The organism is Geodermatophilus sabuli (genome assembly GCF_900215145.1).
In the GTDB taxonomy this organism is placed as follows: Bacteria; Actinomycetota; Actinomycetes; order Mycobacteriales; family Geodermatophilaceae; genus Geodermatophilus; species Geodermatophilus sabuli.
In genome coordinates this window covers 200,725-222,872 of record NZ_OBDO01000006.1, presented here as the reverse complement: position 1 = coordinate 222,872, position 22,148 = coordinate 200,725, and the positions used below count along the sequence as shown (strand labels likewise).

The window sequence follows — 22,148 nt, the reverse complement described above, 5'->3', positions numbered from 1 at the left end:
TCCTCGTCCGGGCCTGACAGGGCGGCGCCCGACGGCGGCGCCACGTCCATCCTCGCACCCGGACCCGCTCGTCGGCCTCACCACGTCGGGGCATTCGGATCTCCGGACGTCTTGCTGTCTTTATGTCCTGACAAAGTCTTGACGCGCCTCTGTGTCCTGGCGCACAGTCTCAGGCACCGCAAGACGACGTACAGGGACGGAGCGCACCGTGCAGAACGCACCCGACGTGGTGGTCATGGGCCGCAGCGGCGTCGACATCTACCCGCTGCAGGTCGGCGTCGGGCTCGAGGACGTCACCACCTTCGGCAAGTTCCTCGGCGGCAGTGCAGCCAACGTCGCCGTCGCCGCCGCGCGTCTCGGTCACTCCCCCGCCCTGGTCACGGGAGTGGGCGACGACCCCTTCGGGCGCTTCGTCCGCCGGGCGCTGCGCGAGCTGGGGATCGACGACGGCCAGGTCGTCGTCGACTCCGAGCACCCGACGCCGGTGACCTTCTGCGAGATCTTCCCCCCCGACGACTTCCCGCTGTACTTCTACCGCCGACCCGCGGCTCCCGACCTGCAGCTCCGGGCCGAGGACCTCGACCTCGACGCGATCCGCGGCGCGGCGCTGTTCTGGGCGACGGTGACCGGGTTGTCCGAGGAACCGAGCCGCTCGGCTCACCACGCCGCCTGGGAGGCGCGGGCACGGCGGCGGCACACCGTGCTCGACCTCGACTACCGGCCCGTGTTCTGGTCCTCGCCGGAGGAGGCCACGGCCCAGGTCCGGGCCGCCCTCCCGCACGTCACGGTCGCCGTCGGCAACCGGGAGGAGTGCGAGGTCGCCACCGGGGAGACCGATCCCGACCGGGCCGCCGACGCCCTGCTCGACGCGGGCCTGGAGCTGGCCGTCGTCAAGCAGGGGCCGCGCGGCGTCCTCGGCAAGACCCGCAGCGAGCGGGTGGTGGTCCCGCCCACGCCGGTCGAGGTGGTCAACGGGCTCGGCGCCGGTGACGCCTTCGGCGGCTCGCTCGTGCACGGCCTGCTCACCGGCCTGCCCCTGGAACAGGTGCTGCGCAACGCCAACGCGGCCGGGGCGATCGTCGCCTCCCGGCTGGAGTGCTCGACCGCCATGCCGACCGCCGACGAGGTCGCCGCGCACGTCGCCGCCCACCGACTGGAGGACACCCGTGTCTGACACCGCCCTGGATCTCCCCGACGTCGCGACGAGCGCGCCGCTGTGCTCCTCCTACGCCGAGGTGACCGAGCTGCGCAGCCGGCATCCCGGAGCGATCGCACAGGCGCTGGCCACCCGACGGCGGCGCCCGTCGTTCCTCCCGGAGGACGGCCGGCTCATGCTGGTGGCCGCCGACCACCCCGCCCGTGGCGCGCTGGCCGCGCAGGGACGGCCGACGGCGATGAGCAGCCGTACCGACATGCTCGACCGGCTGCGCACCGCGCTGGCGCGGCCCGGCGTGGACGGCCTGCTGGCCACCGCCGACATCGCCGAGGACCTCCTGCTCCTGGGCGCGCTCGAGGACAAGGTCGTCGTCGCCTCGATGAACCGCGGCGGCCTGGCCGGCTCCACCTTCGAGCTGGACGACCGGATGACCGCCTACGACGTGCGGGGCGTGGTGGAGGCCCGCTTCGACGCCGCGAAGATGCTCAACCGATTCGACCTCGACGACCCGGGCACCGTGGTCTCGATGGAGTCGGCCGGCCGCGCGGTCACCGAACTCGCCCGCGCCGGGGTGATCGCCATGCTCGAACCCTTCCTGTCCCGCCGGGCGGACGGCCGGGTGGTCAACGACCTGTCGCCTGACGCGGTCATCAAGAGCGTGCACATCGCCCAGGGCCTGGGCGCCACCTCGGCCTACACCTGGCTCAAGCTCCCCGTGGTCGACGAGATGGAGCGCGTCATGGACGCGACCACGCTGCCCACCCTGATGCTCGGCGGCGACCCGTCCCGGCGCCCGGACGAGACCTACGCGCAGTGGCGCGACGCCCTGGCGCTGCCGTCGGTGCGCGGCCTGGTGGTCGGCCGGACGCTGCTCTACCCGCCCGACGACGACGTCGCCGACGCCGTGGACACCGCCGTGTCCCTCGTCCACTGAAGAAGGACCCCGTCCTCCCCGCCCTCCGCACGCTCAGGGCGGGACCCGGGACGGGGCCACCGTCGAGGAGCCACTCATGACCGCCACCACCCGCACGCTGCACCTGCCCGACGGCAGCGCGGCCACCCAGGACTACGCCCTCGAGGTGACCCCCGAGTCGGCCGGCTGGCGGCACTCCGGCCTGCGCGTCCTCGAGCTGATCGCCGGCGGCAGGCACACGCTGCACACCGGTGAGGACGAGGTCGTCGTCGTCCCGCTCTCCGGCGGGCTCGTCGTCGCCTGCGACGGCCAGACCCTGACCCTCGCCGGCCGGGCCTCGGTCTTCGCCGGTCCCACCGACTTCGCCTACCTGCCCCGCGACGCCACCGCGGAGCTCTCCAGCGAGGGCGGCGGCCGGTTCGCCCTCTGCACGGCACGGGCCCGCCGGACCCTCCCGGTCCGCCACGGCCCGGCCTCGGGAGTGCCGGTGGAGCTGCGCGGGGCCGGCTCCTGCAGCCGGCAGGTCAACAACTTCGCCACCGCCGGTGTGTTCGAGGCCGACTCGATCATCGCCTGCGAGGTGATCACCCCGGGCGGCAACTGGTCGAGCTATCCGCCGCACAAGCACGACGAGACCTCCGAGGTGGAGAGCGAGCTCGAGGAGATCTACTACTTCGAGGTCGCTCCCGGCCCGCAGGGTCAGCCCGGCCTGGCCTACCACCGGGTCTACGGCACACCGGAGCGGCCGATCGACGTGCTGGCCGAGGTCCGCGACCGCGACGTCGTCCTGGTCCCCCACGGCTGGCACGGCCCGTCGATCGCCGCGCCCGGCCACGACCTCTACTACCTCAACGTCATGGCCGGCCCCGGCCCCGAACGCGCCTGGCGCATCGTCGACGACCCCGTCCACGCCTGGGTCCGCGACACCTGGACCGAGCAGGACGTCGACTCGCGGCTGCCCCTGCACGCCCCCGACCGCGCAGCCGCACATCCCCCCACCCGCCCCGACCAGAACGGAGCGACCCGACCGTGAGCGCGCCGTCCCACCCCCAGGCCCGGACGGAGACCGTCCGGCTGACCGTCTCCCAGGCCGTCGTCCGCTTCCTCGCCCAGCAGCACACCGAACGCGACGGCGTGCGCCAGCGGCTGTTCGCCGGCTGCTTCGGCATCTTCGGCCACGGCAACGTCGCCGGCCTCGGCCAGGCACTGCTGCAGGCCGAGATCGACGAGCCCGGCGCCCTCCCCTACGTGCTCGGCCGCAACGAGCAGGCCATGGTGCACACCGCCGTGGCCTACGCCCGGGCGAGGGACCGGCTGCAGACCTGGGCGGTCTCCACCAGCGTGGGCCCCGGCGCCACCAACATGGTCACCGGCGCCGCACTGGCCACGATCAACCGGCTCCCCGTGCTGCTGCTGCCGGCCGACACCTTCGCCACCCGCTCCGCCGGGTCGCTGCTGCAGGAGCTGGAGCTGCCCGCGTCCGGTGACGTCACCGTCAACGACGCGTTCCGCCCGGTGTCGCGGTACTTCGACCGCATCTGGCGGCCGGAGCAGCTGCCCAGCGCCCTGCTGGCCGCCATGCGGGTGCTCACCGACCCGGCCGAGACCGGCGCGGTCACCCTCTGTTTCCCGCAGGACGTGCAGGCCGAGGCCTTCGACTGGCCGGTGGAGCTGTTCGCCGAGCGCACCTGGCACGTGGGCCGGCCACTGCCCGAGGCGGCCGCGCTGGCCCGCGCGGTCGAGGTCATCCGCTCGGCCCGCCGGCCGCTCGTCGTCGCCGGTGGGGGCGTCATCTACGCCCAGGCCACCGACGCCCTGGACGCGTTCGCCACCGCCACCGGCATCCCGGTCGGGCAGACCCAGGCCGGCAAGGGCGCACTGCCCTTCGACCACGCGCAGTCGGTCGGCGCCATCGGCTCCACCGGGACCACCGCGGCCAACGCCCTGGCCCGCGACGCGGACGTCGTCATCGGCATCGGCACCCGCTACCAGGACTTCACGACCGCGTCGCGCACCGCGTTCAGCGACCCGGACGTGCGTTTCGTCAACGTCAACGTCGCCCCGCTCGACGCCGTCAAGCACGCCGGCGTGACCGTGCAGGCCGACGCCCGCGAGACCCTCACCGCGCTCACCGATGCACTGGCCGGCTGGTCGGTCGACGACCGGTACCGCGCCCGGACCGCCGAGCTGGCCGCGGAGTGGGAGCGCACCGTCCAGGCCGCCTACCACCCGCCGACGCCGAGCGCCGGCGAGGGCGGCAGGCTCACCCAGAACGAGGTCATCGGGCTGGTCAACGAGGTGTCCGGGCCGCGCGACGTCGTGGTCTGCGCAGCGGGCTCGATGCCCGGTGACCTGCACAAGATGTGGCGGGTCCGCGACCGCAAGGGCTACCACGTCGAGTACGGCTACTCGTGCATGGGCTACGAGGTGGCCGGCGGCCTGGGCGTGGCCATGGCCGACCCCGACCGGGACGTGTTCGTCATGGTCGGAGACGGCTCCTACCTGATGATGGCCACCGAGCTGGTCACCGCCGTGCAGGAGGGCGTCAAGCTGGTCGTCGTCCTCGTGCAGAACCACGGCTTCGCCTCCATCGGCGCGCTGTCCGAGCAGCTGGGTTCCCAGCGCTTCGGCACCCGCTACCGCTCCCGCGCGCAGAACGGCCGGCTCGAGGGCGGCGTCCTCCCGGTGGACCTCGCCGCCAACGCCGCCAGCCTGGGCGTCGACGTCCTCACCGTCCAGGACGGGCCCAGCCTCGAGGCCGCGCTGCGCAAGGCCAAGGCCAGCGACCGCGCCACCGTCGTCCACGTCGAGACCGACCCGCTGGTCGACGCCCCCTCCAGCGAGTCGTGGTGGGACGTGCCGGTCAGCGAGGTCTCCACCCTCGAGTCCACCCAGCGCGCCCGCGCCGTCTACGAGCAGTGGAAGGCGCGCCAGCACCCGTACCTGACGCCGTCCGAGCGCGGTCCCGCGCACTCCTGAGCAGCCCCACCCGAGGAGAGATGACATGACCGCGCAGCACTCGGCAGCCCCCGCCCCGCAGACGACGGGCCCCCAGTCGACCGGCGGAGCCCGGATCCGGGTGGGGTCGGCGCCCGACTCGTGGGGCGTCTGGTTCCCCGACGACCCCCAGCAGGTCCCGTGGCCGCGCTTCCTCGACGAGGTCAGCGCCGCCGGCTACGAGTGGATCGAGCTCGGCCCCTACGGCTACCTGCCCACCGACCCGGCCCGGCTGGGCGACGAGCTGGCCGCCCGTGGCCTGCGCGTGTCGGCCGGGACGGTGTTCGAGCACCTGCACCGCCCCGACTCCTGGGACGACGTGTGGCGCCAGGTCGGCGACGTCGCGACGCTCACCCGCGCGGTGGGGGGCACCCACGTGGTGGTCATCCCCGACGTCTGGCGCGACCACAGGACGGGCGAGGCCATCGAGCCCCGCGAGCTCCCCGGCGAGGCCTGGCAGCGCCTGGCCGCCGGCATGGACCGGCTCGGCCGGGCGGTGCAGGAGGAGTACGGCCTGGACATCGCCTTCCACCCGCACGCCGACAGCCACGTGGGACACCAGCGGGACATCGAGCGCTTCCTCGCCGAGACCGACCCGCGGTACGTGCCCCTGTGCCTGGACACCGGACACGTCAGCTACTACGGCGGGGACAACCTGGACCTCATCCGCCGCTTTCCCGAGCGGATCGGCTACCTGCACCTCAAGCAGGTCGACCCGGCGGTCATCGAGCGGGTGCACGCCGAGGACGTCCCCTTCCCCCAGGCGGTGCAGCTCGGCGCCATGATCGAGCCCCCCAACGGCGTGCCGGACCTCCCGCCGCTGCTGGAGGAGGTCGAGCGGCTGGGGCTCGACGTGTTCGCCATCGTCGAGCACGACCTCTACCCCTGCCCGCCCGACGTCCCCCTCCCCATCGCGCAGCGCACCCACCGGCTGATCGGCTCCTGCGGGCTGCGCTCGATGGAGATCGGCCGCCCCCGCACCACCTCCACGGAGGCGCAGGCATGACCGCCACCGAGACACTGCCCGCCGTCCCGGTGGCCGAGCCGATCCCCGCCGACCTGCGCGTCGCCGTCCTCGGCGTCGGCCTGATGGGCGCCGACCACGTCGCCCGGCTGCACCGCCGGATCTCCGGCGCACGCGTGGCCGTCGTCAGTGACGCGGCCGCCGACCGTGCCGGCCAGGTCGCCGCCGAGGTCCCCGGTTGCCGCGTGGTCCCCGACCCGCTGGCCGCCATCGCCGACCCCGAGGTCGACGCGGTCGTCCTGGCCAGCCCCGGCCGGTTCCACGAGGAGCAGGTGCTCGCCTGCATCGAGCGCGGCATCCCGGTGCTCTGCGAGAAGCCGCTGACCATGGAGGCCGGCAGCTCGCTGGGCATCGTCCGCGCCGAGGACGCGTACACCGCCCGCACCGGGCGGCGACTGGTCCAGGTCGGGTTCATGCGCCGCTTCGACCCCGAGTACGCCCAGTTGCGGGAGCTGATCGCCTCCGGCGCGATCGGCGAACCACTGGTGGTCCACTGCGCCCACCGCAACCCCGCCGTTCCCCCGGGCGTCACCACCGAGTCGATCGTCCAGGACTCGGTGGTGCACGAGGTCGACGTCGCGCGCTTCCTCCTCGGCGAGGAGATCGCGGCGGTCACCGTCCTGCGGCCGCGCTCGACCCGGCACGCGGGCGAGGGGCTGTCCGACCCCCTGCTGGTGCTCCTCGAGACGACCGGCGGCCGGATGGTCGACGTCGAGTGCTTCGTGAGCACCGGCCTCGCCTACGAGGTCCGCACCGAGGTCGTCGGCGAGGACGGCAGCGCGATGATCGGCCTGGGTCAGGGGGTGGTCCGGCAGTCCGCAGGTCCAGCCGGCGCCGTCCGCAGCACCGTGATCGCCCCGGGCTTCCGCGAACGCTTCGCCCTGGCCTACGACCTGGAGCTGCGGCGCTGGGTGGACGCCGCCCGCCGCGGCACCGTCGACGGGCCCGGCGCCTGGGACGGCTACGCCGCCCAGGCGGTGTGCGCGGCCGGCGTGGAGGCGCTGCGCACCGGACGTCGGACCGAGGTCCGGCTCGAGTCGCGGGAGGCGACGCAGTCATGAGGATCGCACTGGACCCGCAGATGCTGCGGACCACGCCGCTGCTGGAGCTGCCCGACGTCGTGGCCGGCATGGGCTACGAGTGGATCGAGCTCTCCCCCCGCGAGGACTTCATCCCCTTCTTCAAGCACCCCCGGGTGGACACCGCAACCGTCCGGGCCTTCAAGGGCAGGCTGGCCTCCGCCGGCGTCGGCATCACCTCGCTGCTGCCGGTCATGCGCTGGTCCGGGCCGGGCGAGGTGGAGCGGCAGGCCGCCGTCCGGTACTGGAAGCGGGCCATCGAGATCTGCGCCGAGCTCGGCGTCGACACGATGAACAGCGAGTTCAACGGCCGGCCCGAGGCGCCCGAGCTCGCCGAGGCCATGTTCTGGCGATCGATGGAGGAGCTGCTGCCCGTCTTCGAGCGCGAGGGCGTCACGCTCGTGCTGGAACCGCACCCCGACGACTTCATCGAGCTCGGGCACCCGGCGATCGACATGGTGCGGGGCATCGACAGCCGGTACGTGTCCTTCCTGTACTGCCTGCCGCACACGTTCCACCAGGGCGACGACGCGCCGGGGATCATCGCGCACGCCGGTGACCTGCTCACCCACGTGCACGTCGCCGACTCGATGGACCACACCGCCTCCGACGGGCTGCGGTACATCACGAACCCGCCCGGCAACCCGGTCCGCGTCCACCAGCACATGGAGATCGGCCGGGGGGACGTCGACTTCGACGAGGCCTTCGCCGCCCTGGCCGGGATCGGCTTCGACGGCGTCCTGACCACCTGCGTCTTCGGCTGGGACGAGCAGGCCCGCGAGTCGGGCACCCGGATGCTCGCCGCCATCCGTGAGCTGGTCGCCAAGCACTTCCCCGACGGCACGACCCCCTGACCCGTCCCGCACTCCACGAGAGGCAGCACCATGGCTGAGCACATCCCCCACTGGATCGACGGCGCCCGTCGTGAGGGCACCAGCGGCCGCACCGGCGAGGTGACCGACTCCGCGATCGGCGAGGTCGTCGGCGAGGTCGCGCTGGCCTCCACCGAGGAGGTCGACGCGGCCGTCGCCGCCGCCACCGCCGCCTTCCCGCGCTGGCGGGACACCTCGCTGGCCAAGCGCACCGCTGTGCTGTTCCGCTTCCGCGAGCTGCTCAACGCCCGCAAGCCCGAGCTGGCCGCGATCATCACCGCCGAGCACGGCAAGGTCCTCGACGACGCCCTCGGCGAGGTCTCCCGTGGCCAGGAGGTCGTCGAGTACGCCTGCGGGGTGCCCTCGCTCGTGCGCGGCGGGTTCACCGAGAACGCCTCGACCAACGTCGACGTCTTCTCGATCCGCCAGCCGCTCGGCCCGGTGGCGGTGATCAGCCCGTTCAACTTCCCGGCGATGGTCCCGATGTGGTTCTTCCCCATCGCGATCGCCACCGGCAACACCGTCGTCCTCAAGCCCAGCGAGCAGGACCCCTCCGCCGCGATCTGGATGGCCGAGCTGTGGAAGGAGGCCGGCCTGCCCGACGGCGTCTTCAACGTCGCGCAGGGCGACAAGGTCGCCGTCGACCGGCTGCTCGAGCACCCCGACGTCAAGGCCGTGTCCTTCGTCGGGTCCACGGCGATCGCCCGCTACGTCTACGAGACCGGCACCCAGCACGGCAAGCGCGTGCAGGCCCTCGGCGGCGCCAAGAACCACATGGTCGTGCTGCCCGACGCCGACCTCGACCTCGCCGCCGACCAGGCGGTGAACTCCGGCTTCGGCTCCGCCGGCGAGCGGTGCATGGCCATCAGCGCGGTGCTCGCGGTGGGCGGGGTCGGCGACGACCTGGTCGCCCGCATCGCTGAGCGCACCCGGACGCTGCGCACCGGCGACGGCCGCAAGGGCTGCGACATGGGCCCGCTGATCAGCAGGAAGCACCGCGACCGCGTCGAGTCCTACGTCGAGGCCGGCGAGAAGGAGGGCGCGAAGGTCGTCGTGGACGGCCGCCGGGTGCAGCCCGACGGCGGCGAGGACGGGTTCTGGCTCGGCCCCACGCTGGTCGACCACGTCGAGCCGCACATGAGCGTCTACACCGACGAGATCTTCGGCCCTGTCCTCTCGGTGCTGCGGGTGGACACCTACGAGCACGCCCTCGAGCTGATCAACGGCAACGAGTACGGCAACGGGACGGCGATCTTCACCAACGACGGCGGCGCCGCCCGGCGGTTCCAGAACGAGGTGGAGGTCGGGATGATCGGCATCAACGTGCCCATCCCGGTGCCGATGGCCTACTACTCCTTCGGCGGGTGGAAGAACAGCCTGTTCGGCGACTCCCACGCCCACGGCGCCGAGGGCGTGCACTTCTTCACCCGGGGCAAGGTCGTCACGTCCCGCTGGCTGGACCCCAGCCACGGCGGCCTGAACCTCGGCTTCCCGCAGAACGTCTGACGAAGGACCCCGCTGCTCCCTCCGTGGAGGACCCCGTCCTCCCCACCCCTCGCACGCTCGGGGCGGGACCCGGGACGGGGCCGGCGGCGGGCCCCTGCAGCGGGGCCGCCCGGACCGGCCGGCGTCGGCGAGACCCGTCTCCGCCGACGCCGGCCCCGAGTTCCCACCCGCCGCGCAGCACACCGGAGAGGTCACCCCACGCCATGGCTCTGAGACTGGGCGCCTACACCGCCTGCCTGCACGACCGCCCGCTGACCGACGCGCTCGACGTGCTGCAGGCCAACGGCCTGACCTCGGTCGAGGTCAACACCGGCGGCTTCATCCCCTCGCCGCACTGCCACGTCGACCTGCTGCTGTCCTCGGAACGGGCCCGCCGGGAGTACCTCGACGTCTTCGCCGCACGCGGGATGGAGCTGACCGGGCTCAACTGCAACGGCAACCCGCTCAACCCGCTGCCCGGCGTCGGCCCGAAGCACGCCGACGACCTGCGCCGGACCATCGAGCTCGCCGGACTGCTGGGCATCCGGAACGTCGTCACCATGTCGGGCACGCCCGGCTCGGACGCCGACGCCAGGTACCCGTCCTGGGTGGTCAACCCCTGGGACGGCGTCTACATGGACGTCCTGGACTACCAGTGGGGCGTGGCCGCCGAGTTCTGGACGGAGATCGACGCCCTCGCCCGCAGCAACGACGTCCGGGTGGCCATCGAGATGCACCCGCACAACCTGGTCTTCTCCCCCGTCACGCTCGAGCGGCTCGTCCAGCTCACCGGTGCCACGAACCTGGGCGCGGAGATGGACCCGTCACACCTGATGTGGCAGGGGATGGACGTCGTCGCCTGCATCCGCCGGCTCGGCCCGTTGGTGTTCCACGCCGCGGCCAAGGACGCGGCGATCACACCCGGCGTCGACGTCCGCGGCGTGCTGGACACCTCTTTCCGTCGGGTGCCCGCCGACGCACCGGACAGGGTGCCGACCGGGACCGGGTTCTGGTGCAACGCCTGGCCCGAGGACCCCGCCTGGCGGTTCGTGGCGGTGGGCATCGGGCACGACATCGACTGGTGGACCGAGTTCCTCCGCGCGCTCGCGGAGATCGACCCGGACATGGCGGTCAACATCGAGCACGAGGACTCCGCCTTCGGCCGGCTCGACGGGCTCGTCCTGGCTGCCGAGAACCTCCGGGCCGCCGCGGACAAGGCGTAGGTCGTCGATGCGGCCGCCGGGGCGGGTGGACCGCGACGGGTGTCCCGTCGCGGTCGTCACCGGCGCGGGCTCAGGGATCGGTCGGGCGACCGCGCTGCGGCTGGCCGTGGACGGGTTCCGGGTCACCCTCGCCGGTCGCCGCCGGCCGGCTCTCCAGGAGACCGCCGACCTCATCGGTACCCCGGACACGCTGGTCACGGTCTGCGACGTCACCGACGCCGGCGCCGTCAGTGCCATGGTGTCGGCCACCGACCGCGTCTTCGGACGCATCGACGTCGTGGTGAACAACGCCGGGATCTCGCTCACCTCGGCGTTCGACCGGGTGACCCTGACCGCCTGGCGGGAGGTGATGGCCGCCGACGTGGAGTCGGTCGTGCTCGTCACCCAGGCCGCGATGCCGTTCCTCCTGGAGCGCGGCGGGAGCGTGGTCAACGTCGCGTCGGTCGCCGGCCTCGGCGGCGACGCAGGCATGACCGGCTACAACGCGGCGAAGGGCGCGCTGGTCAACCTCACCCGGTCGCTGGCGGTCGAGTTCGCTGCCCGAGGGGTGCGTGTCAATGCCGTCGCCCCCTCGCTGACCTCGACGGACGCGACCGCGGACATCCCGGCCGAGGACGTCGCGGAGTTCCTCCGGCGCATCCCCATGGGACGGGCGGCGGACCCGGCGGAGGTCGCCGACGTCATCGCCTTCCTGACGAGCCGGGACGCGCGGTTCGTCACGGGGGTGGTCCTGCCGGTCGACGGAGGACTCCGGGCCGGCAGCGGCCAGCCCCCGCACCGATGACCGCCGCGACGCCCCGTCCGGACGATCACATCCACCGACAGACGAGGAACAGGAGCAAGGACATGGCCGGACCATCGTTCGACCGCAACCGCTTTGCGGGCAGGGTCGCCTTCATCAGCGGTGTCGCCCGCGGGCAGGGCCGGCAGTTCGCCGTCGACCTCGCCGAGGAAGGAGCCGACATCATCGGCTTCGACATCTGCGAGGACATCCCCGGGGCCAGCACGGGAATGGCCACCACGGCCGACCTCGAGGCGACCCGCGCCGCGGTCGAGGCCACGGGACGCCGGATGGTGGCCGAGCAGGCCGACGTGCGGGACTACGCCGCGGTGCAGGCCGTGCTCGACAAGGGGCTCGCCGAGTTCGGCCGGGTCGACGTCGTGGTCGCGAACGCCGGCATCCTGGCGGGCGCCGGGCCCTTCTGGGAGATCAGCCTGCAGAACTGGAAGGACACCGTCGACACCGACCTCACCGGTGTCTGGCACACGGTCCGCGCCGCCACGCCCGCCATGATCGCGGGCGGGCGCGGCGGGGCGATCGTCATGATCGCCTCAGCGGGTGCGACCAAGGGATTCCAGAACATCACGCACTACGTGGCGGCCAAGACGGCGCTGGTGGGCATGCTCAAGCCGATGGCCGCCGAGCTCGGGCCGCACTTCATCCGGGTCAACGCCCTGTCGCCGACCAACGTCAACACGGCGATCTACATGACCGAGACCAACAAGCGGCTGTTCCTCCCGGACAACCCGAACCCGACGGACGAGGAGTACGAGATCGCCTCCCGCCCGCAGCACGTCATCCCCATCGGCTGGATGGAGACCAGGGACACCTCGGCCGCGCTGCGTTGGCTGGTCTCGGACGAGGCGCGGTACGTCACCGGTCTGGAACTGCGGGTCGACGCCGGCGTCGTCCTGCGGTGACAACCGCAGGTCGCCAGGCGACACCGGCGCCGGGATCCTCGTCACCGGGCCGGAAGAGCTGACCGACGCCACCGCTGCGGCCGCTCAAGCCGACACCATCGAGCAACTGGTCAGCACCACCCTGCTCCAGTTCCTGTCCTGCACCGCGGAGCGCCGGACAGGTCGGCCCTCCGCGACCCAGTCGGGGCGACGTGGCCGACCACCGTTGGACCGGAGGAGAGCTGCACGGTCGTCCTCCACCGTCGCCGAGCACCCGATCCATCAGCAGGAGTCGTGACCACGGCTCAGCGTTGAGCACGAGACCTCCGGTCTCGCAGGGACCGGGCGGCCGGCCGCGCACGTGGCCGCCAAGACGGGGATCAGCCCGGTCGCGGCCGGGGGCCGGGTGGCCGGGTGGCCGGGTGGCCGGGTGGCCGGGTGGCCGGAGCACTCGAGCAGCACCCCCGGAGCGCGAGGCAGGTCGGCCAGGCTCGGACCGGACGTCGACCGTCGCGGTGGCACCGAACTCGCGCGACTGGCCTCAGGCGCCGGCGTCGACCTCAGCGCGGCGCACCGACTGGCGCACCGTCTCCGTCGACCCGACACCCGGCTTCTGCCCCACCGAGCGCATGGCCTCCCACTCGGTGGCATGGTGCGGCCGACACTGGCCACGATGCGCGCCGCCCGCTCCCGCAACCCCCGCGGACAGCGGGTCGTCCGACCTGCCATGACTCCCTCTCGAGGACTTGGTCAACCGCCCCCTGGGCACTCCCCACGTGGCGGTCCCACCGCCAGCGCCCATGCCCGCAGGATCTCTGGCGGTGGGACGACGATCTCCGGCGGTTGGGAGACCGCTGGCCATGTGAGCCTTCTACGGATCGGGAGCACACCGTGATCCCGCTTGGTCACACCAGTGCCGACGGGTGAGCAGCCCGCGTCGGGCGCACTGGCGTTGCTGCGGACGAACCCCGAGTTCCGGCGCCTGACCACCGCCAGGGTGGTCTCCTTCGTCGGCGACTCGCTGAGCCTGGTGGCGCTCATGCTGCACGTCGCGGCTACGACCGGGCAGGCGCTGGCGGTGGCGGCGCTTCTGCTGGTGGGCGACTTCGGGCCGGCGCTGCTCAGCCCGATCAGCGGCGCGTTCAGCGACCGCTTCGACCGCCGACACGTGATGGTCGTGTGCGAGTTGGTACAGGCGGCGCTGCTCGTGGCGATCGCGGTGGCGCTGCCGCCGCTGCCGCTGTTGCTCGTGCTCGTCGGGCTCCGGGCATGGGCCGGGCAGGTGTTCCAGCCGGCCTCCCGCGCATCGATCCCGGCGCTGGTGCGTGGTCGGGACCTGGAGTCTGCCAACTCGACGCTGGGCTTCGGCGCGAATGCCGCGGAGGCCATCGGCCCGTTGCTTGCCGCCGCGATGGTGCCGCTGCTCGGCGTCCGCGGAGTACTGCTGGTCGATGCGGCGTCCTTCCTGGTCTCGGCCTTGTTGCTGGTCCGGCTGCCCGCGCTGCCGCCCACGTCCGAGCCTGACGGGAGCCCAGCGCCGCGGCTGCTCGCCCAGGCCCGGGAAGGACTCGGCTACATCTGGTCGGTCCGCTCGGTGCGCATCATCGCTCTTGGGTTCTTCGCCGTGGTCGCCGCCAACGGGATCGATGATGTCGCGCTGCTCGTGCTGGCCACCGAGACCTTCGGAGCGGGCGAGTCGGCTGTTGGTCTGCTCCTGGCTGCTGTCGGCATCGGGCTGCTGATCGGCTACGCGCTGCTCACCTGGGCCGGCACCCGACTGCCCATGGTGGCGTTGCTCGTGTCCGGGTTCGCGGTCAGCAGCGTCGGCAACCTGCTCACCGGGCTGGCTTGGGCCGTCGCCGCAGCGTTCACGGTGCAGCTACTGCGCGGAATCGGAATCGCCGCGATGGACGTCGCCAGCAACACACTGCTGCAACGACTGGTCCCCGACCGGATGCTGGGCCGGGTGTTCGGCAACCTGTACGGCGCGATCGGGGTCGCGGCCGGCATCTCGTACATCGGCGGTGGCCTGCTGCTGGACGCGACGTCAGCACCCACGACGTTCCTGGTCGCCGGCGCAGCGGGCACCCTGGCCGCCATCGCGGTCGCGGTCACCCTTCCCCGCGCCGTCCGCGCCGAGTGGTGACCACGCGCCGCTCACGATTCCCCTCCCCTGCGGCCGAGCTCGACAGGACCAGGCTGGGCGGCCGGGCAGATTGGCTGATCCTCGGACGAGCGTCGTCTCCCAGGCCGCCATACCCGTCTGCCCGCGTCGCACCGGCACGCCGAATCCCGGAGTCAGCCGGGCGGGCGAGAGGTGCGGGGGGCCGGATGGGCACGCGCGCCGGACGGCGGTGGGGTCCACTCCCTACGCTGGCGGCGTGTTCCTCCTCTTCGGCTTCGGCACCAAGCAGCGCGACCTGGGGCCCGGGAAGGTCCACACCTGCCCGCGCTGCGGCAACACCACACAGTGGACGCACGTGCGGCAGTTCAAGCAGTTCACGGTGTTCTTCGTGCCGATCGCCCGATGGGGACGCCGGCAGCTCGAGGTCTGCGGGATCTGCGGCACCGCCGTCGGGATGTGAGCACGGTCGCCCTGAGTCCGGTCGTCGGGCCGCGCGGCCTCCTATGTGCGCCCTGGGGCACCTCGGGCACTCGTCGTACGCGATCACAGCGAACACCCGCCCCCGCGTCGTGCCGTTCGGCGCGAAGACCGCCCAGGCCGTCGACCGCTATCTGCGGGTGCGGGCGCTGCACCCCTACGCCGGTCCCCGCTACTGCTGCTCGGTCAGCGCGGCGCGATGACCCCCGACGGCGCCCGCGACGTGCTGCACACCCGCGCCGCGCAGGCCGGCGCCGCCAACGTCCACCCGCATCGCTTCCGGCACACCTTCGCCCACCGCTGGCTCGCCGGCGGCGGACAGGAGCGGGACCTGATGATGCTGGCCGGCTGGCGCTCGGACGACATGCTCTCCCGCTACGCCGCTTCCACGGCCGTCGAGCGCGCCCATGACGCGCACCGACGCCGTCGAAGACAGCGGCGACCCCGGCACCGTCGGGGAGTTCGCGCGCTCCTCGGCGAAGTCGTCGTAGGCCAGGACGTGCTCGGCGCCGGCTGCCCGCGCGGCCTCGGCCTTGGCCTCGTTCGACACCGTGCCGATGACACGGCCGCCGCGGATCTTCACGACCTGGGTGAGCAGCTGACCGACGCCTCCCGCCGCGGCGTGCACCAGCACGGTGTCACCCGGCTGGACCGGATGGGCATCCGTGGCCAGGTAGTGGGCGGTGACGCCCTGCATGAGCGCCCCGGCGGCGGTCACGTCGTCCAGCCCGTCAGGGACGCGCACGGCCTTGCCGGCGTCGACGACCGCGGCATCGGCGAAGCTGCCCTGACCACCGGACAGCCGACCCACGCGCTGCCCGACGGTCAGGTCGGTGACGTCGGCGCCGACCTCGGCCACGACCCCACGCCGTCCACCCCGGCGACGTAGGGCGGTCGCACCAGCGTGGCACCGGTGCGCTGGTAGACGTCCATGTAGTTGATCCCGGCCACGGACACGTCGACCAGGACCTGGTTGGGGCCCGGGGTCGGGCGCGGCTGCTCGCTCGCCGTGAAGACCTGTGGGCCGCCGAACTGGGTCACGATGACGGCCTCCATGGTCACGCGCCGGTCTTGGTCGTGGCAGGCGGAGTCGTTGTCGCCCGTTGGCCGAGGCACACGTTGATCTGCTTCGTCTGCGTGAAACCGGCGATCATGCCCTCGAGGGACACCTCCCGGCCGATGCCGCTCTGCTTGTAGCCGCCGTAGGACTGACCCACGACCTGTCCCCCGCCCTGGTTGACCTGCACCCAGCCGGCCTCGAGGCGGTGTGCGGTGCTGATCGCCTGGTCGATGTCCTGGCTCCAGACGTAGGCCGCGAGCCCGTAGGCGGAGTCGTTGGCCATGCGGACGACGTCGTCCACGTCCGTCCACGGGATGGCCACGACCACCGGGCCGAAGATCTCCTCGCGGGCGAGGCGGAAGCTGTTGTCGCCGCCGGAGAACAGCGTCGGGACGTGGAAGAGCCCCTCGGCCAGCGGACCGGTGGTCGGCGGCAACCCGCCCAACTCGACGCGCATGTTCGCCAGCCCGTCCTCCAGGTAGTCCCGGATGGAGTCGTACTGGCTCTGGTTGATGATCGCGCCGATGTCGTTCGACTCGTCCAGCGGGTCACCGACCTTGAGCGCTCCCAGCCGATCGGCCAGCCGGGCGAGGACCTCGTCATGGACGTCCCGGTGCAGGTACAGCCGGGAGCCGGCGGTGCAGCTCTGACCCTGCCGGGTGACCCGGGAGGACAGCACCAGGCCGTCGATCAGTTCGTCGGTCACCGCGCCGGGGAAGACGATCGACGGGTTCTTGCCGCCCAGCTCCAGGGAGACGTGGGCAAGCCGCTCCCCTGCCCGTCCGGCGATGCCGCGCCCCACCTCGGTCGAGCCGGTGAAGGACACCTTGTCGACGCCGGGGTGGTCCACCAGTGCCGCTCCTGCCTCGCGCCCGGTACCGGTCACCACGTTGAGCACGCCGGGAGGCAGGAACTCCTCGCAGACTTCGGCCATCAGGAGGATGGACAGCGGAGCGTCTTCGGCGGCCTTGAGCACGATGGTGTTCCCCGCGGCCAAGGCGGCCGGGACCTTGAAGCCGGCGATCATCAGCGGGGAGTTCCACGGGAGGATCGCGCCGACGACCCCGAGCGGCTCCTGCCGCGTGTACTGCAGCTGCGCTGCCCCGGCTGGCAGCGTCGTGCCCTTCACCTCCCCCGCGACACCGCCGAAGTAACGGAACAGGTCGACCAGCGTCGCCACCTCCGGTCGTGCCTGGGTGCGCAGCGCGTTCCCGGTGTCCACGGCGGTCACCTGTGCAAGTTCTTCGGCGCGAGCCTCGATGGCGTCAGCGATCTTGAGCAGTACGCGCTGACGGGCCGTGAAGTGCTGGTCGCGCCAGGCGGGGAACGCTGCCCGCGCCGCGGAGACCGCCAGGTCGACGTCGGCGCCGGTGCCGCGGGGAACGCGGGCCAGGACCTTGCCCCGGTGACCGGGGCTGACGATCTCCCGCCAGTCGCCTTCGACGGCTTCGACCCACTTACCGCCGATCAGCATCAGCTGAGTCGGAGCCGACGTCTTGCCGGTGGAGGGGCTCAGGACGCTCTGTTCGGTCATGGTTGTCTCCTTCGGGTTCGCGGGTGACGTGTTCAGTGGCCCGGACGGTCGGCGCCACCCGGCGCGGCCGTGACGGGATCCCCGAGCTGGGCGTCGAGGGTGGCGTAGTCGAGCCCGTTCGTTTCCCGGGACTTCACCAGCGCGATGGCACTGATGACGATCGCCACCAGCAGGTAGATCGTGATCGGGATGGAGCTGCCGAAGGCCGCGAGGAGGCTGCCGGCGATGATGGGGGCGAGGGCGCCGGCGAAGACCGCGGTCACCTGGGCGCCGATCGAGATCCCCGTGTACCGCATCCGGGTGGGGAACATCTCGGACATGAACGCGGCCTGGGGGCCGTACATGAGGCCCTGGGCGACCAACCCCACGGTGAGGATCGCCACGATGGCGAATGTGCGGTCGGAGTCGAGCACCCGGAATGCCACCACCGCCCACACCGCTGCCAGCACCAGCCCGGCGGCGATCACCGGCTTGCGGCCGATGCGGTCGGAGAGGTATCCGAAGCACGGCACGGCGAAGAGGTGGACGACGTGCGCGATCAGCATGAGCCCGAGGATCCGGGAGGTATCCGTCCCCACCACGACGCTGAGGTAGGTGATGGAGAAGGAGACCACCATGTAGTACTGGATGTTCTCGGCCACCCGGAGCCCCATCGCCACCAGCAGTTCGCGCTTGTGGTCACGGACGACCTCCTTGAACGGGGAGATCTCCTCATGCCGGGCAGCGGCCTGCGCCATGGCCTCCTTGTAGATCGGCGCGTCCTCGATCTTCGTGCGGATGTAGTAGCCGAGCAGGACGAGGACGGCGGAGGCGATGAAGGCGACCCGCCAGCCCCAGGACAGGAACTGGTCCTCGGTCAGCGTCACCGACAGAACAGCCAGCACCGCCGTTGCGAGGATGTTGCCGGCGGGCACCGCGGCTTGCGGGAAGCTGGCCCACAACCCCCGGCGGTCGGCACCGCCGTGTTCGCTGACGAGGAGAACGGCGCCGCCCCACTCCCCTCCGAGGGCGAAGCCCTGGGCGAAGCGCAGCGCCACGAGCATGGCGGGAGCCCAGACTCCGACCTGCTGGTAGGTGGGGAGCAGGCCGATGCCGACCGTCGCGAGGCCGATGATCAGGAGGCTCAGCTGCAGGAGCTTCTTCCGGCCCAGCTTGTCACCGAAGTGGCCGAAGATCACCCCACCGATCGGCCGGGCGACGAAGCCGACGGCATAGGTCCCGAGCGCGGCGATGATGCCGGTCAGCTCGGATCCGGTGTTGGGGAAGAACACCGTGCCGAAGACCAGCGTGGCCGCGGTCGCGTAGATGAAGAAGTCGTACCACTCGACCACCGTGCCGGCGGTGGAGGCGACGATGACCTTCGTCGCGGGCCGCGTACGCTTGGTGTCGGTGACGGCCATCAGCGGACACCCCCCGCGAGCTGCGCGAAGTCGGCGTCCGAGGCGATATCCCTGCCGCGGACCGTCGGGCCTGCGGCCCGGAGGTCGGTGCCCATCGGCCGGCCCAACTGACCGAAGCCGATCCAGGTGACTGTGGCCATGGCGTGCTCCTTGGGGGGTTGTCTGGCGGCCCTCGTGGTCGGCCTTGACTTCCAAACAGTGAGCGAGGCCACGTACTGCGGACAAGCACCGACTTGGAACAGACCCTGTGCAGAAATGCACACTGCTGACCAGGCGCCGGCCCCTCGCCTCCACCTCCTCCAAGACCTCCGCCAGCCGCACGGGCCCAAGGCCGCACACAGGCCGTCCGCCCGAGGACCGCGTCCGCTCGGCCCCATCCACGCTCTCGGGGGTTGGACTGACGCTGGACGCGAAACGTCGGGCTCTGTTCCCGCGGCCTGCAGCCGCTTACCGCCTGGGATGGCCTTGGTGATCAGCCTGCGCATCTGCTGCCCAGGGGGTGCGGCAGCTCTGCATTCCTGCACACGTGGTCTGTGTTGTTGGTTCTTGGCCACGCGGAAGGCGGCTCCCACGATTCGGGCATCTGACGTCTAGGGGTCACTGGCGGGCGACCGCCGGCGGCCCGAAGGAGTGGTCATGAGCAACGTCGCCTGGATCGGGCTGGGCCACATGGGTGTCCCCATGTCGAAGCACCTGGTCGACGCGGGACACACCGTCCGCGGCGTCGACATCGAGGAGGGCGCCCGGGCGCGGGCCCGGGAGAACGGCGTGGAGGTCGTGGACTCGATCGGCGACGCGGTGCGCGACGTCGACGCCGTGTTCACGATGCTGCCGACCGGCAAGGAGGTCACAGCGGTCCTGACCGGGCCGGACGGCGCCTTCGCCCACATGCCGGAGGGCGCGGTCGCGGCCGACTTCTCCACCACCGGGATCGAGACCGCAGAGACGCTCAGCGAGCAGGCGCGTGAGCAGGGCGTCGGTTTCGTCGACGCCCCGGTCTCCGGCGGGGTGCAGGGAGCGGAGAAGGGGGACCTGGCCTTGATGCTCGGCGGCGAGGTCGATCACGTCCTCGCGGTCGAGCGCTTCACCAAGCTGGTCGGCAACTACATCGTCCACGTCGGCCCGAGCGGGCGCGGACAGGCCATGAAGGTGGTCAACAACGCGATGATGGGCGTCGCGATGGCGGTGTCCTGCGAGGCCTCGGTGCTTGCGCAGCGTCTCGGGCTGGACCCGCAGGTCTTCTACGACATGGTCCTGCGTTCGTCGGGGGACAACTGGGCCTTCCGCAACTGGTTCCCGCTGCCCGGCGTCGTCCCGACCTCCCCGGCCTCGCACGGCTACGAGGCCGGCTTCATGGTCGACCTGGTCGCCAAGGACCTCCGGCTGGCCGTCGAACTCGGCACCGAGCTGGACGTGACGATGGCGACCTCGAAGACCGCCTTCGAGCTCTTCCGCCGGACTTCGGAGGCCGGCGCCGGGAAGCGCGACCTCACCTCGCTGGCGCTTGAACTCGGCGCGCAGGTCGACCCGCCCGCTGCCGGCTGACCCGCCCGGCGGGCGGTCGCCCACCAGGCACGCACGCCACGACCCCGTCGTCGCGGAGGTACACCTCCGCGGCGGCGGGCCCAGCACGGGAAGACCTCCTCTTCGACCGTTCGCACCTCGGGAGACCACACCATGGCGCTGTTCGCCCTGATCTATCGCTACATCGACGACCCCGACGCCGTCTCGAAGCACCGTCCCGAGCACCGGGCCTATCTGAGGTCGCTGTCCGAGGGCGGAGAGCTCCTCGTGGCAGGTCCTCTGGGGGAGCCCGGACCGGCGGGTGGCCTGCTCGTGCTCGACGTGGAGTCCGCTGAGCGCGTGCAGCAGATCGCCGAGGACGACCCCTTCCACCTCCACGGCGTGGTCACCGAACGGACGGTCCAGCAGTGGACCGTGTCGATCGGCGCCGACCGGTTCCCTGCGCAGCTGTCGACTCCGTAGCGGTCTGCAGCCAGCGGGTCGGTGCGGCCGACCCGCTGGAGTCGCTCAGCGCGGACCTGACCTGCCGTCAGGCATCAGTCCAGCTCGTGGCGTCGGAGCCGCACCTCCTCGTGGATCACCTCACGCACCGCACGCACCGCCGGGCGTGACGTGCTGTCACGTCGCGCTGCCAACGTGAAGGCGAGCCGCAGGGGTGGGACCCCGACGTCGACGCGCTGCAGCTCCGGCGCACGCAGGGCCAGGAACGTCGGCAGGATGCCGATCCCAGCTCCGACGCGCACCGCCTCGAGCTGCGCGAAGATGTTCGTCGAGGCGAAGCGGGCCACGACCCCGGGCAGGTGCTGGGTGAGGTCCAGGTCGCCGACCTGGAGCAACGAGTCGACGTAGAACACGACGGTGTGCCGACGGAGGTCCTCGACAGAAGTCGGCGCACCGTGGCGCTCCAGGTACGCGGTGCTCGCGAAGAGGTGGAGCGAGTAGTCCGCCAGCTTCTCGGCGAACAGCCGACCGGTCGCGGGTTTGCCGACAGCGATCGCCAGGTCGAACCCGGATTGGTGCAGGATCAGGTTCCGGGTCGCGGTGATCAGCTCGATGTTGAGACCGGGGTGCCGCTCACGCAGTCGCTCGAGTGCCGGCACGACGAACAGCGTCCCGAAGCCATCGGGCGCGGTGATCCGGAAGTTGCCGGCTACGACATCGTCGGCAGATCCGGACGCCGCCAGCGCGGCCCGCTCCACGGCCTCCTGGATCGGCCGCGCCGGCTCGGCCACGGCTCGGCCGACCTCGGTCAACTCCCAGCCGTCGGCGCCGCGTTCGAGCAACCGCACCTTGAGGACCTTCTCGAGGACCTTGATCCGGCGCGAGACCGTGGTGTGGTCCACCCCGAGGGCGTCGGCCGCCGCCGTCAGGCGCCCGGTGTTCGCAACGGCGAGCAGATAGCGGAGGTCATCGGCCCGGAGCCGACGCACGTCCAACTCAGCACTCATCGGGCCTCCTCCATCGGCACATCCGCCCACGGCAGATCGCCGACACCTGCAACATCGCACACCTAAAGCGCACAGACGTCCAGTCATCTGTCAGGACCGGACAGGTCGGCCGTGGGCGAGCCGGTCGGTCGGCGGGCGACAGAGTCGTTGC

At 72.0% G+C, this 22,148-nt stretch carries 21 protein-coding genes and 2 pseudogenes; 17 read left to right on the top strand and 6 right to left on the bottom strand.

From position 1 onward, the window contains the following. Positions 1–208: 208 nt before the first annotated feature. From iolC to CRP39_RS27700, 15 genes and pseudogenes are all read left to right on the top strand, one after another. Complete coding sequence (gene iolC, locus CRP39_RS15265) at positions 209–1,174, top strand: 5-dehydro-2-deoxygluconokinase (RefSeq protein ID WP_216359757.1); 966 nt, start codon at positions 209–211, stop codon at positions 1,172–1,174. Continuing rightward, entirely contained in the window at positions 1,167–2,090 is a 924-nt protein-coding gene (locus CRP39_RS15260; protein ID WP_216359756.1) for a class I fructose-bisphosphate aldolase, read from the top strand. The genes iolC and CRP39_RS15260 overlap by 8 nt, the downstream gene beginning before the upstream one ends. A gap of 76 nt (positions 2,091–2,166) precedes the next feature. Next, complete coding sequence (gene iolB / locus CRP39_RS15255; RefSeq protein ID WP_097207225.1) at positions 2,167–3,102, top strand: 5-deoxy-glucuronate isomerase; 936 nt, start codon at positions 2,167–2,169, stop codon at positions 3,100–3,102. Continuing rightward, the gene (iolD, locus tag CRP39_RS15250; protein WP_097207224.1) at positions 3,099–5,048 is read left to right on the top strand and encodes a 3D-(3,5/4)-trihydroxycyclohexane-1,2-dione acylhydrolase (decyclizing); all 1,950 of its coding nucleotides are present in this window, start codon (positions 3,099–3,101) and stop codon (positions 5,046–5,048) included. The genes iolB and iolD overlap by 4 nt, the downstream gene beginning before the upstream one ends. A 25-nt stretch (positions 5,049–5,073) precedes the next feature. After that, a complete protein-coding gene (locus tag CRP39_RS15245) occupies positions 5,074–6,072 on the top strand; it encodes a sugar phosphate isomerase/epimerase family protein (RefSeq protein WP_097207223.1) in 999 nt (332 codons plus the stop codon). Continuing rightward, the gene (locus CRP39_RS15240) at positions 6,069–7,151 is read left to right on the top strand and encodes a Gfo/Idh/MocA family protein (protein ID WP_097207222.1); all 1,083 of its coding nucleotides are present in this window, start codon (positions 6,069–6,071) and stop codon (positions 7,149–7,151) included. The genes CRP39_RS15245 and CRP39_RS15240 overlap by 4 nt, the downstream gene beginning before the upstream one ends. Continuing rightward, entirely contained in the window at positions 7,148–8,023 is an 876-nt protein-coding gene (locus CRP39_RS15235) for a sugar phosphate isomerase/epimerase family protein (protein WP_097207221.1), read from the top strand. The genes CRP39_RS15240 and CRP39_RS15235 overlap by 4 nt, the downstream gene beginning before the upstream one ends. A 30-nt stretch (positions 8,024–8,053) precedes the next feature. Then, positions 8,054–9,547 (top strand): CoA-acylating methylmalonate-semialdehyde dehydrogenase, encoded by a 1,494-nt coding sequence (locus tag CRP39_RS15230; protein ID WP_097207220.1) that lies wholly within the window; start codon positions 8,054–8,056, stop codon positions 9,545–9,547. Between the two features lie 203 nt (positions 9,548–9,750). Further along, positions 9,751–10,749, top strand: a complete 999-nt coding sequence (locus tag CRP39_RS15225) for a sugar phosphate isomerase/epimerase family protein (RefSeq protein ID WP_097207219.1) — start codon at positions 9,751–9,753, stop codon at positions 10,747–10,749. A gap of 7 nt (positions 10,750–10,756) precedes the next feature. After that, positions 10,757–11,533 carry a meso-2,3-butanediol dehydrogenase gene (budC, locus tag CRP39_RS15220; RefSeq protein ID WP_097207218.1) on the top strand — a complete coding sequence of 259 codons (777 nt, stop codon included), beginning with the start codon at positions 10,757–10,759 and terminating at the stop codon, positions 11,531–11,533. 62 nt (positions 11,534–11,595) lie between these two features. Continuing rightward, the gene (locus tag CRP39_RS15215) at positions 11,596–12,450 is read left to right on the top strand and encodes a mycofactocin-coupled SDR family oxidoreductase (protein WP_097207217.1); all 855 of its coding nucleotides are present in this window, start codon (positions 11,596–11,598) and stop codon (positions 12,448–12,450) included. An 880-nt stretch (positions 12,451–13,330) separates the two neighbouring features. Further along, a complete protein-coding gene (locus CRP39_RS15210; RefSeq protein WP_216359755.1) occupies positions 13,331–14,575 on the top strand; it encodes an MFS transporter in 1,245 nt (414 codons plus the stop codon). Between the two features lie 235 nt (positions 14,576–14,810). Then, positions 14,811–15,014 (top strand): zinc-ribbon domain-containing protein, encoded by a 204-nt coding sequence (locus tag CRP39_RS15205; protein ID WP_097207216.1) that lies wholly within the window; start codon positions 14,811–14,813, stop codon positions 15,012–15,014. 43 nt (positions 15,015–15,057) lie between these two features. Continuing rightward, on the top strand, positions 15,058–15,234 hold the full coding sequence (locus CRP39_RS27705; protein WP_245853896.1) for a hypothetical protein: 177 nt from the start codon (positions 15,058–15,060) through the stop codon (positions 15,232–15,234). Next, positions 15,231–15,362, top strand: a pseudogene (locus CRP39_RS27700) (tyrosine-type recombinase/integrase); the annotation flags it as partial. The gene CRP39_RS27705 and the pseudogene CRP39_RS27700, both read left to right, overlap by 4 nt. A 150-nt stretch (positions 15,363–15,512) precedes the next feature. On the opposite strand, the pseudogene CRP39_RS27695 reads toward CRP39_RS27700, so the two are convergent. The 5 genes and pseudogenes from CRP39_RS27695 to CRP39_RS26880 form a co-directional block, all read right to left on the bottom strand. After that, positions 15,513–15,728 (bottom strand): annotated as a pseudogene (locus tag CRP39_RS27695) (zinc-binding dehydrogenase); the annotation flags it as partial. A gap of 128 nt (positions 15,729–15,856) precedes the next feature. Continuing rightward, positions 15,857–16,087, bottom strand: a complete 231-nt coding sequence (locus CRP39_RS15190; protein WP_097207214.1) for an alcohol dehydrogenase catalytic domain-containing protein — start codon at positions 16,085–16,087, stop codon at positions 15,857–15,859. Between the two features lie 2 nt (positions 16,088–16,089). Next, positions 16,090–17,625 (bottom strand): aldehyde dehydrogenase family protein, encoded by a 1,536-nt coding sequence (locus tag CRP39_RS15185; RefSeq protein ID WP_097207213.1) that lies wholly within the window; start codon positions 17,623–17,625, stop codon positions 16,090–16,092. 32 nt (positions 17,626–17,657) lie between these two features. Next, the gene (locus CRP39_RS15180) at positions 17,658–19,025 is read right to left on the bottom strand and encodes an MFS transporter (RefSeq protein ID WP_097207212.1); all 1,368 of its coding nucleotides are present in this window, start codon (positions 19,023–19,025) and stop codon (positions 17,658–17,660) included. Next, entirely contained in the window at positions 19,025–19,165 is a 141-nt protein-coding gene (locus CRP39_RS26880; RefSeq protein ID WP_172442461.1) for a hypothetical protein, read from the bottom strand. Before CRP39_RS26880 ends, CRP39_RS15180 begins: the two co-directional genes overlap by 1 nt. Positions 19,166–19,661: 496 nt before the next feature. Between CRP39_RS26880 and CRP39_RS15175 the strand changes: the two genes are divergently transcribed. Together CRP39_RS15175 and CRP39_RS15170 are read left to right on the top strand one after the other, a co-directional pair. Continuing rightward, a complete protein-coding gene (locus tag CRP39_RS15175; protein WP_097207211.1) occupies positions 19,662–20,570 on the top strand; it encodes an NAD(P)-dependent oxidoreductase in 909 nt (302 codons plus the stop codon). Positions 20,571–20,702: 132 nt separating this feature from the next. Further along, positions 20,703–21,011 carry a YciI family protein gene (locus CRP39_RS15170; RefSeq protein WP_097207210.1) on the top strand — a complete coding sequence of 103 codons (309 nt, stop codon included), beginning with the start codon at positions 20,703–20,705 and terminating at the stop codon, positions 21,009–21,011. 74 nt (positions 21,012–21,085) lie between these two features. Here the strand turns inward: CRP39_RS15170 and CRP39_RS15165 are convergent, their stop codons facing one another. Beyond that, positions 21,086–21,997 carry a LysR family transcriptional regulator gene (locus tag CRP39_RS15165; RefSeq protein ID WP_097207209.1) on the bottom strand — a complete coding sequence of 304 codons (912 nt, stop codon included), beginning with the start codon at positions 21,995–21,997 and terminating at the stop codon, positions 21,086–21,088. Positions 21,998–22,148: the final 151 nt, after the last annotated feature.

What these genes read in the sequence shown, in the direction of transcription:
- iolB (WP_097207225.1), top strand. Translation starts at nt 2,167, where the DNA reads ATGACCGCCACCACCCGCACGCTGCACCTGCCCGACGGCAGCGCGGCC.
- CRP39_RS15245 (WP_097207223.1), top strand. Translation starts at nt 5,074, where the DNA reads ATGACCGCGCAGCACTCGGCAGCCCCCGCCCCGCAGACGACGGGCCCC.
- CRP39_RS15240 (WP_097207222.1), top strand. Translation starts at nt 6,069, where the DNA reads ATGACCGCCACCGAGACACTGCCCGCCGTCCCGGTGGCCGAGCCGATC.
- CRP39_RS15235 (WP_097207221.1), top strand. Translation starts at nt 7,148, where the DNA reads ATGAGGATCGCACTGGACCCGCAGATGCTGCGGACCACGCCGCTGCTG.
- CRP39_RS15230 (WP_097207220.1), top strand. Translation starts at nt 8,054, where the DNA reads ATGGCTGAGCACATCCCCCACTGGATCGACGGCGCCCGTCGTGAGGGC.
- CRP39_RS15225 (WP_097207219.1), top strand. Translation starts at nt 9,751, where the DNA reads ATGGCTCTGAGACTGGGCGCCTACACCGCCTGCCTGCACGACCGCCCG.
- budC (WP_097207218.1), top strand. Translation starts at nt 10,757, where the DNA reads ATGCGGCCGCCGGGGCGGGTGGACCGCGACGGGTGTCCCGTCGCGGTC.
- CRP39_RS15215 (WP_097207217.1), top strand. Translation starts at nt 11,596, where the DNA reads ATGGCCGGACCATCGTTCGACCGCAACCGCTTTGCGGGCAGGGTCGCC.
- CRP39_RS27705 (WP_245853896.1), top strand. Translation starts at nt 15,058, where the DNA reads ATGTGCGCCCTGGGGCACCTCGGGCACTCGTCGTACGCGATCACAGCG.
- CRP39_RS15190 (WP_097207214.1), bottom strand. Translation starts at nt 16,087, where the DNA reads ATGGAGGCCGTCATCGTGACCCAGTTCGGCGGCCCACAGGTCTTCACG.
- CRP39_RS15185 (WP_097207213.1), bottom strand. Translation starts at nt 17,625, where the DNA reads ATGACCGAACAGAGCGTCCTGAGCCCCTCCACCGGCAAGACGTCGGCT.
- CRP39_RS15180 (WP_097207212.1), bottom strand. Translation starts at nt 19,025, where the DNA reads ATGGCCGTCACCGACACCAAGCGTACGCGGCCCGCGACGAAGGTCATC.
- CRP39_RS26880 (WP_172442461.1), bottom strand. Translation starts at nt 19,165, where the DNA reads ATGGCCACAGTCACCTGGATCGGCTTCGGTCAGTTGGGCCGGCCGATG.
- CRP39_RS15175 (WP_097207211.1), top strand. Translation starts at nt 19,662, where the DNA reads ATGAGCAACGTCGCCTGGATCGGGCTGGGCCACATGGGTGTCCCCATG.
- CRP39_RS15170 (WP_097207210.1), top strand. Translation starts at nt 20,703, where the DNA reads ATGGCGCTGTTCGCCCTGATCTATCGCTACATCGACGACCCCGACGCC.
- CRP39_RS15165 (WP_097207209.1), bottom strand. Translation starts at nt 21,997, where the DNA reads ATGAGTGCTGAGTTGGACGTGCGTCGGCTCCGGGCCGATGACCTCCGC.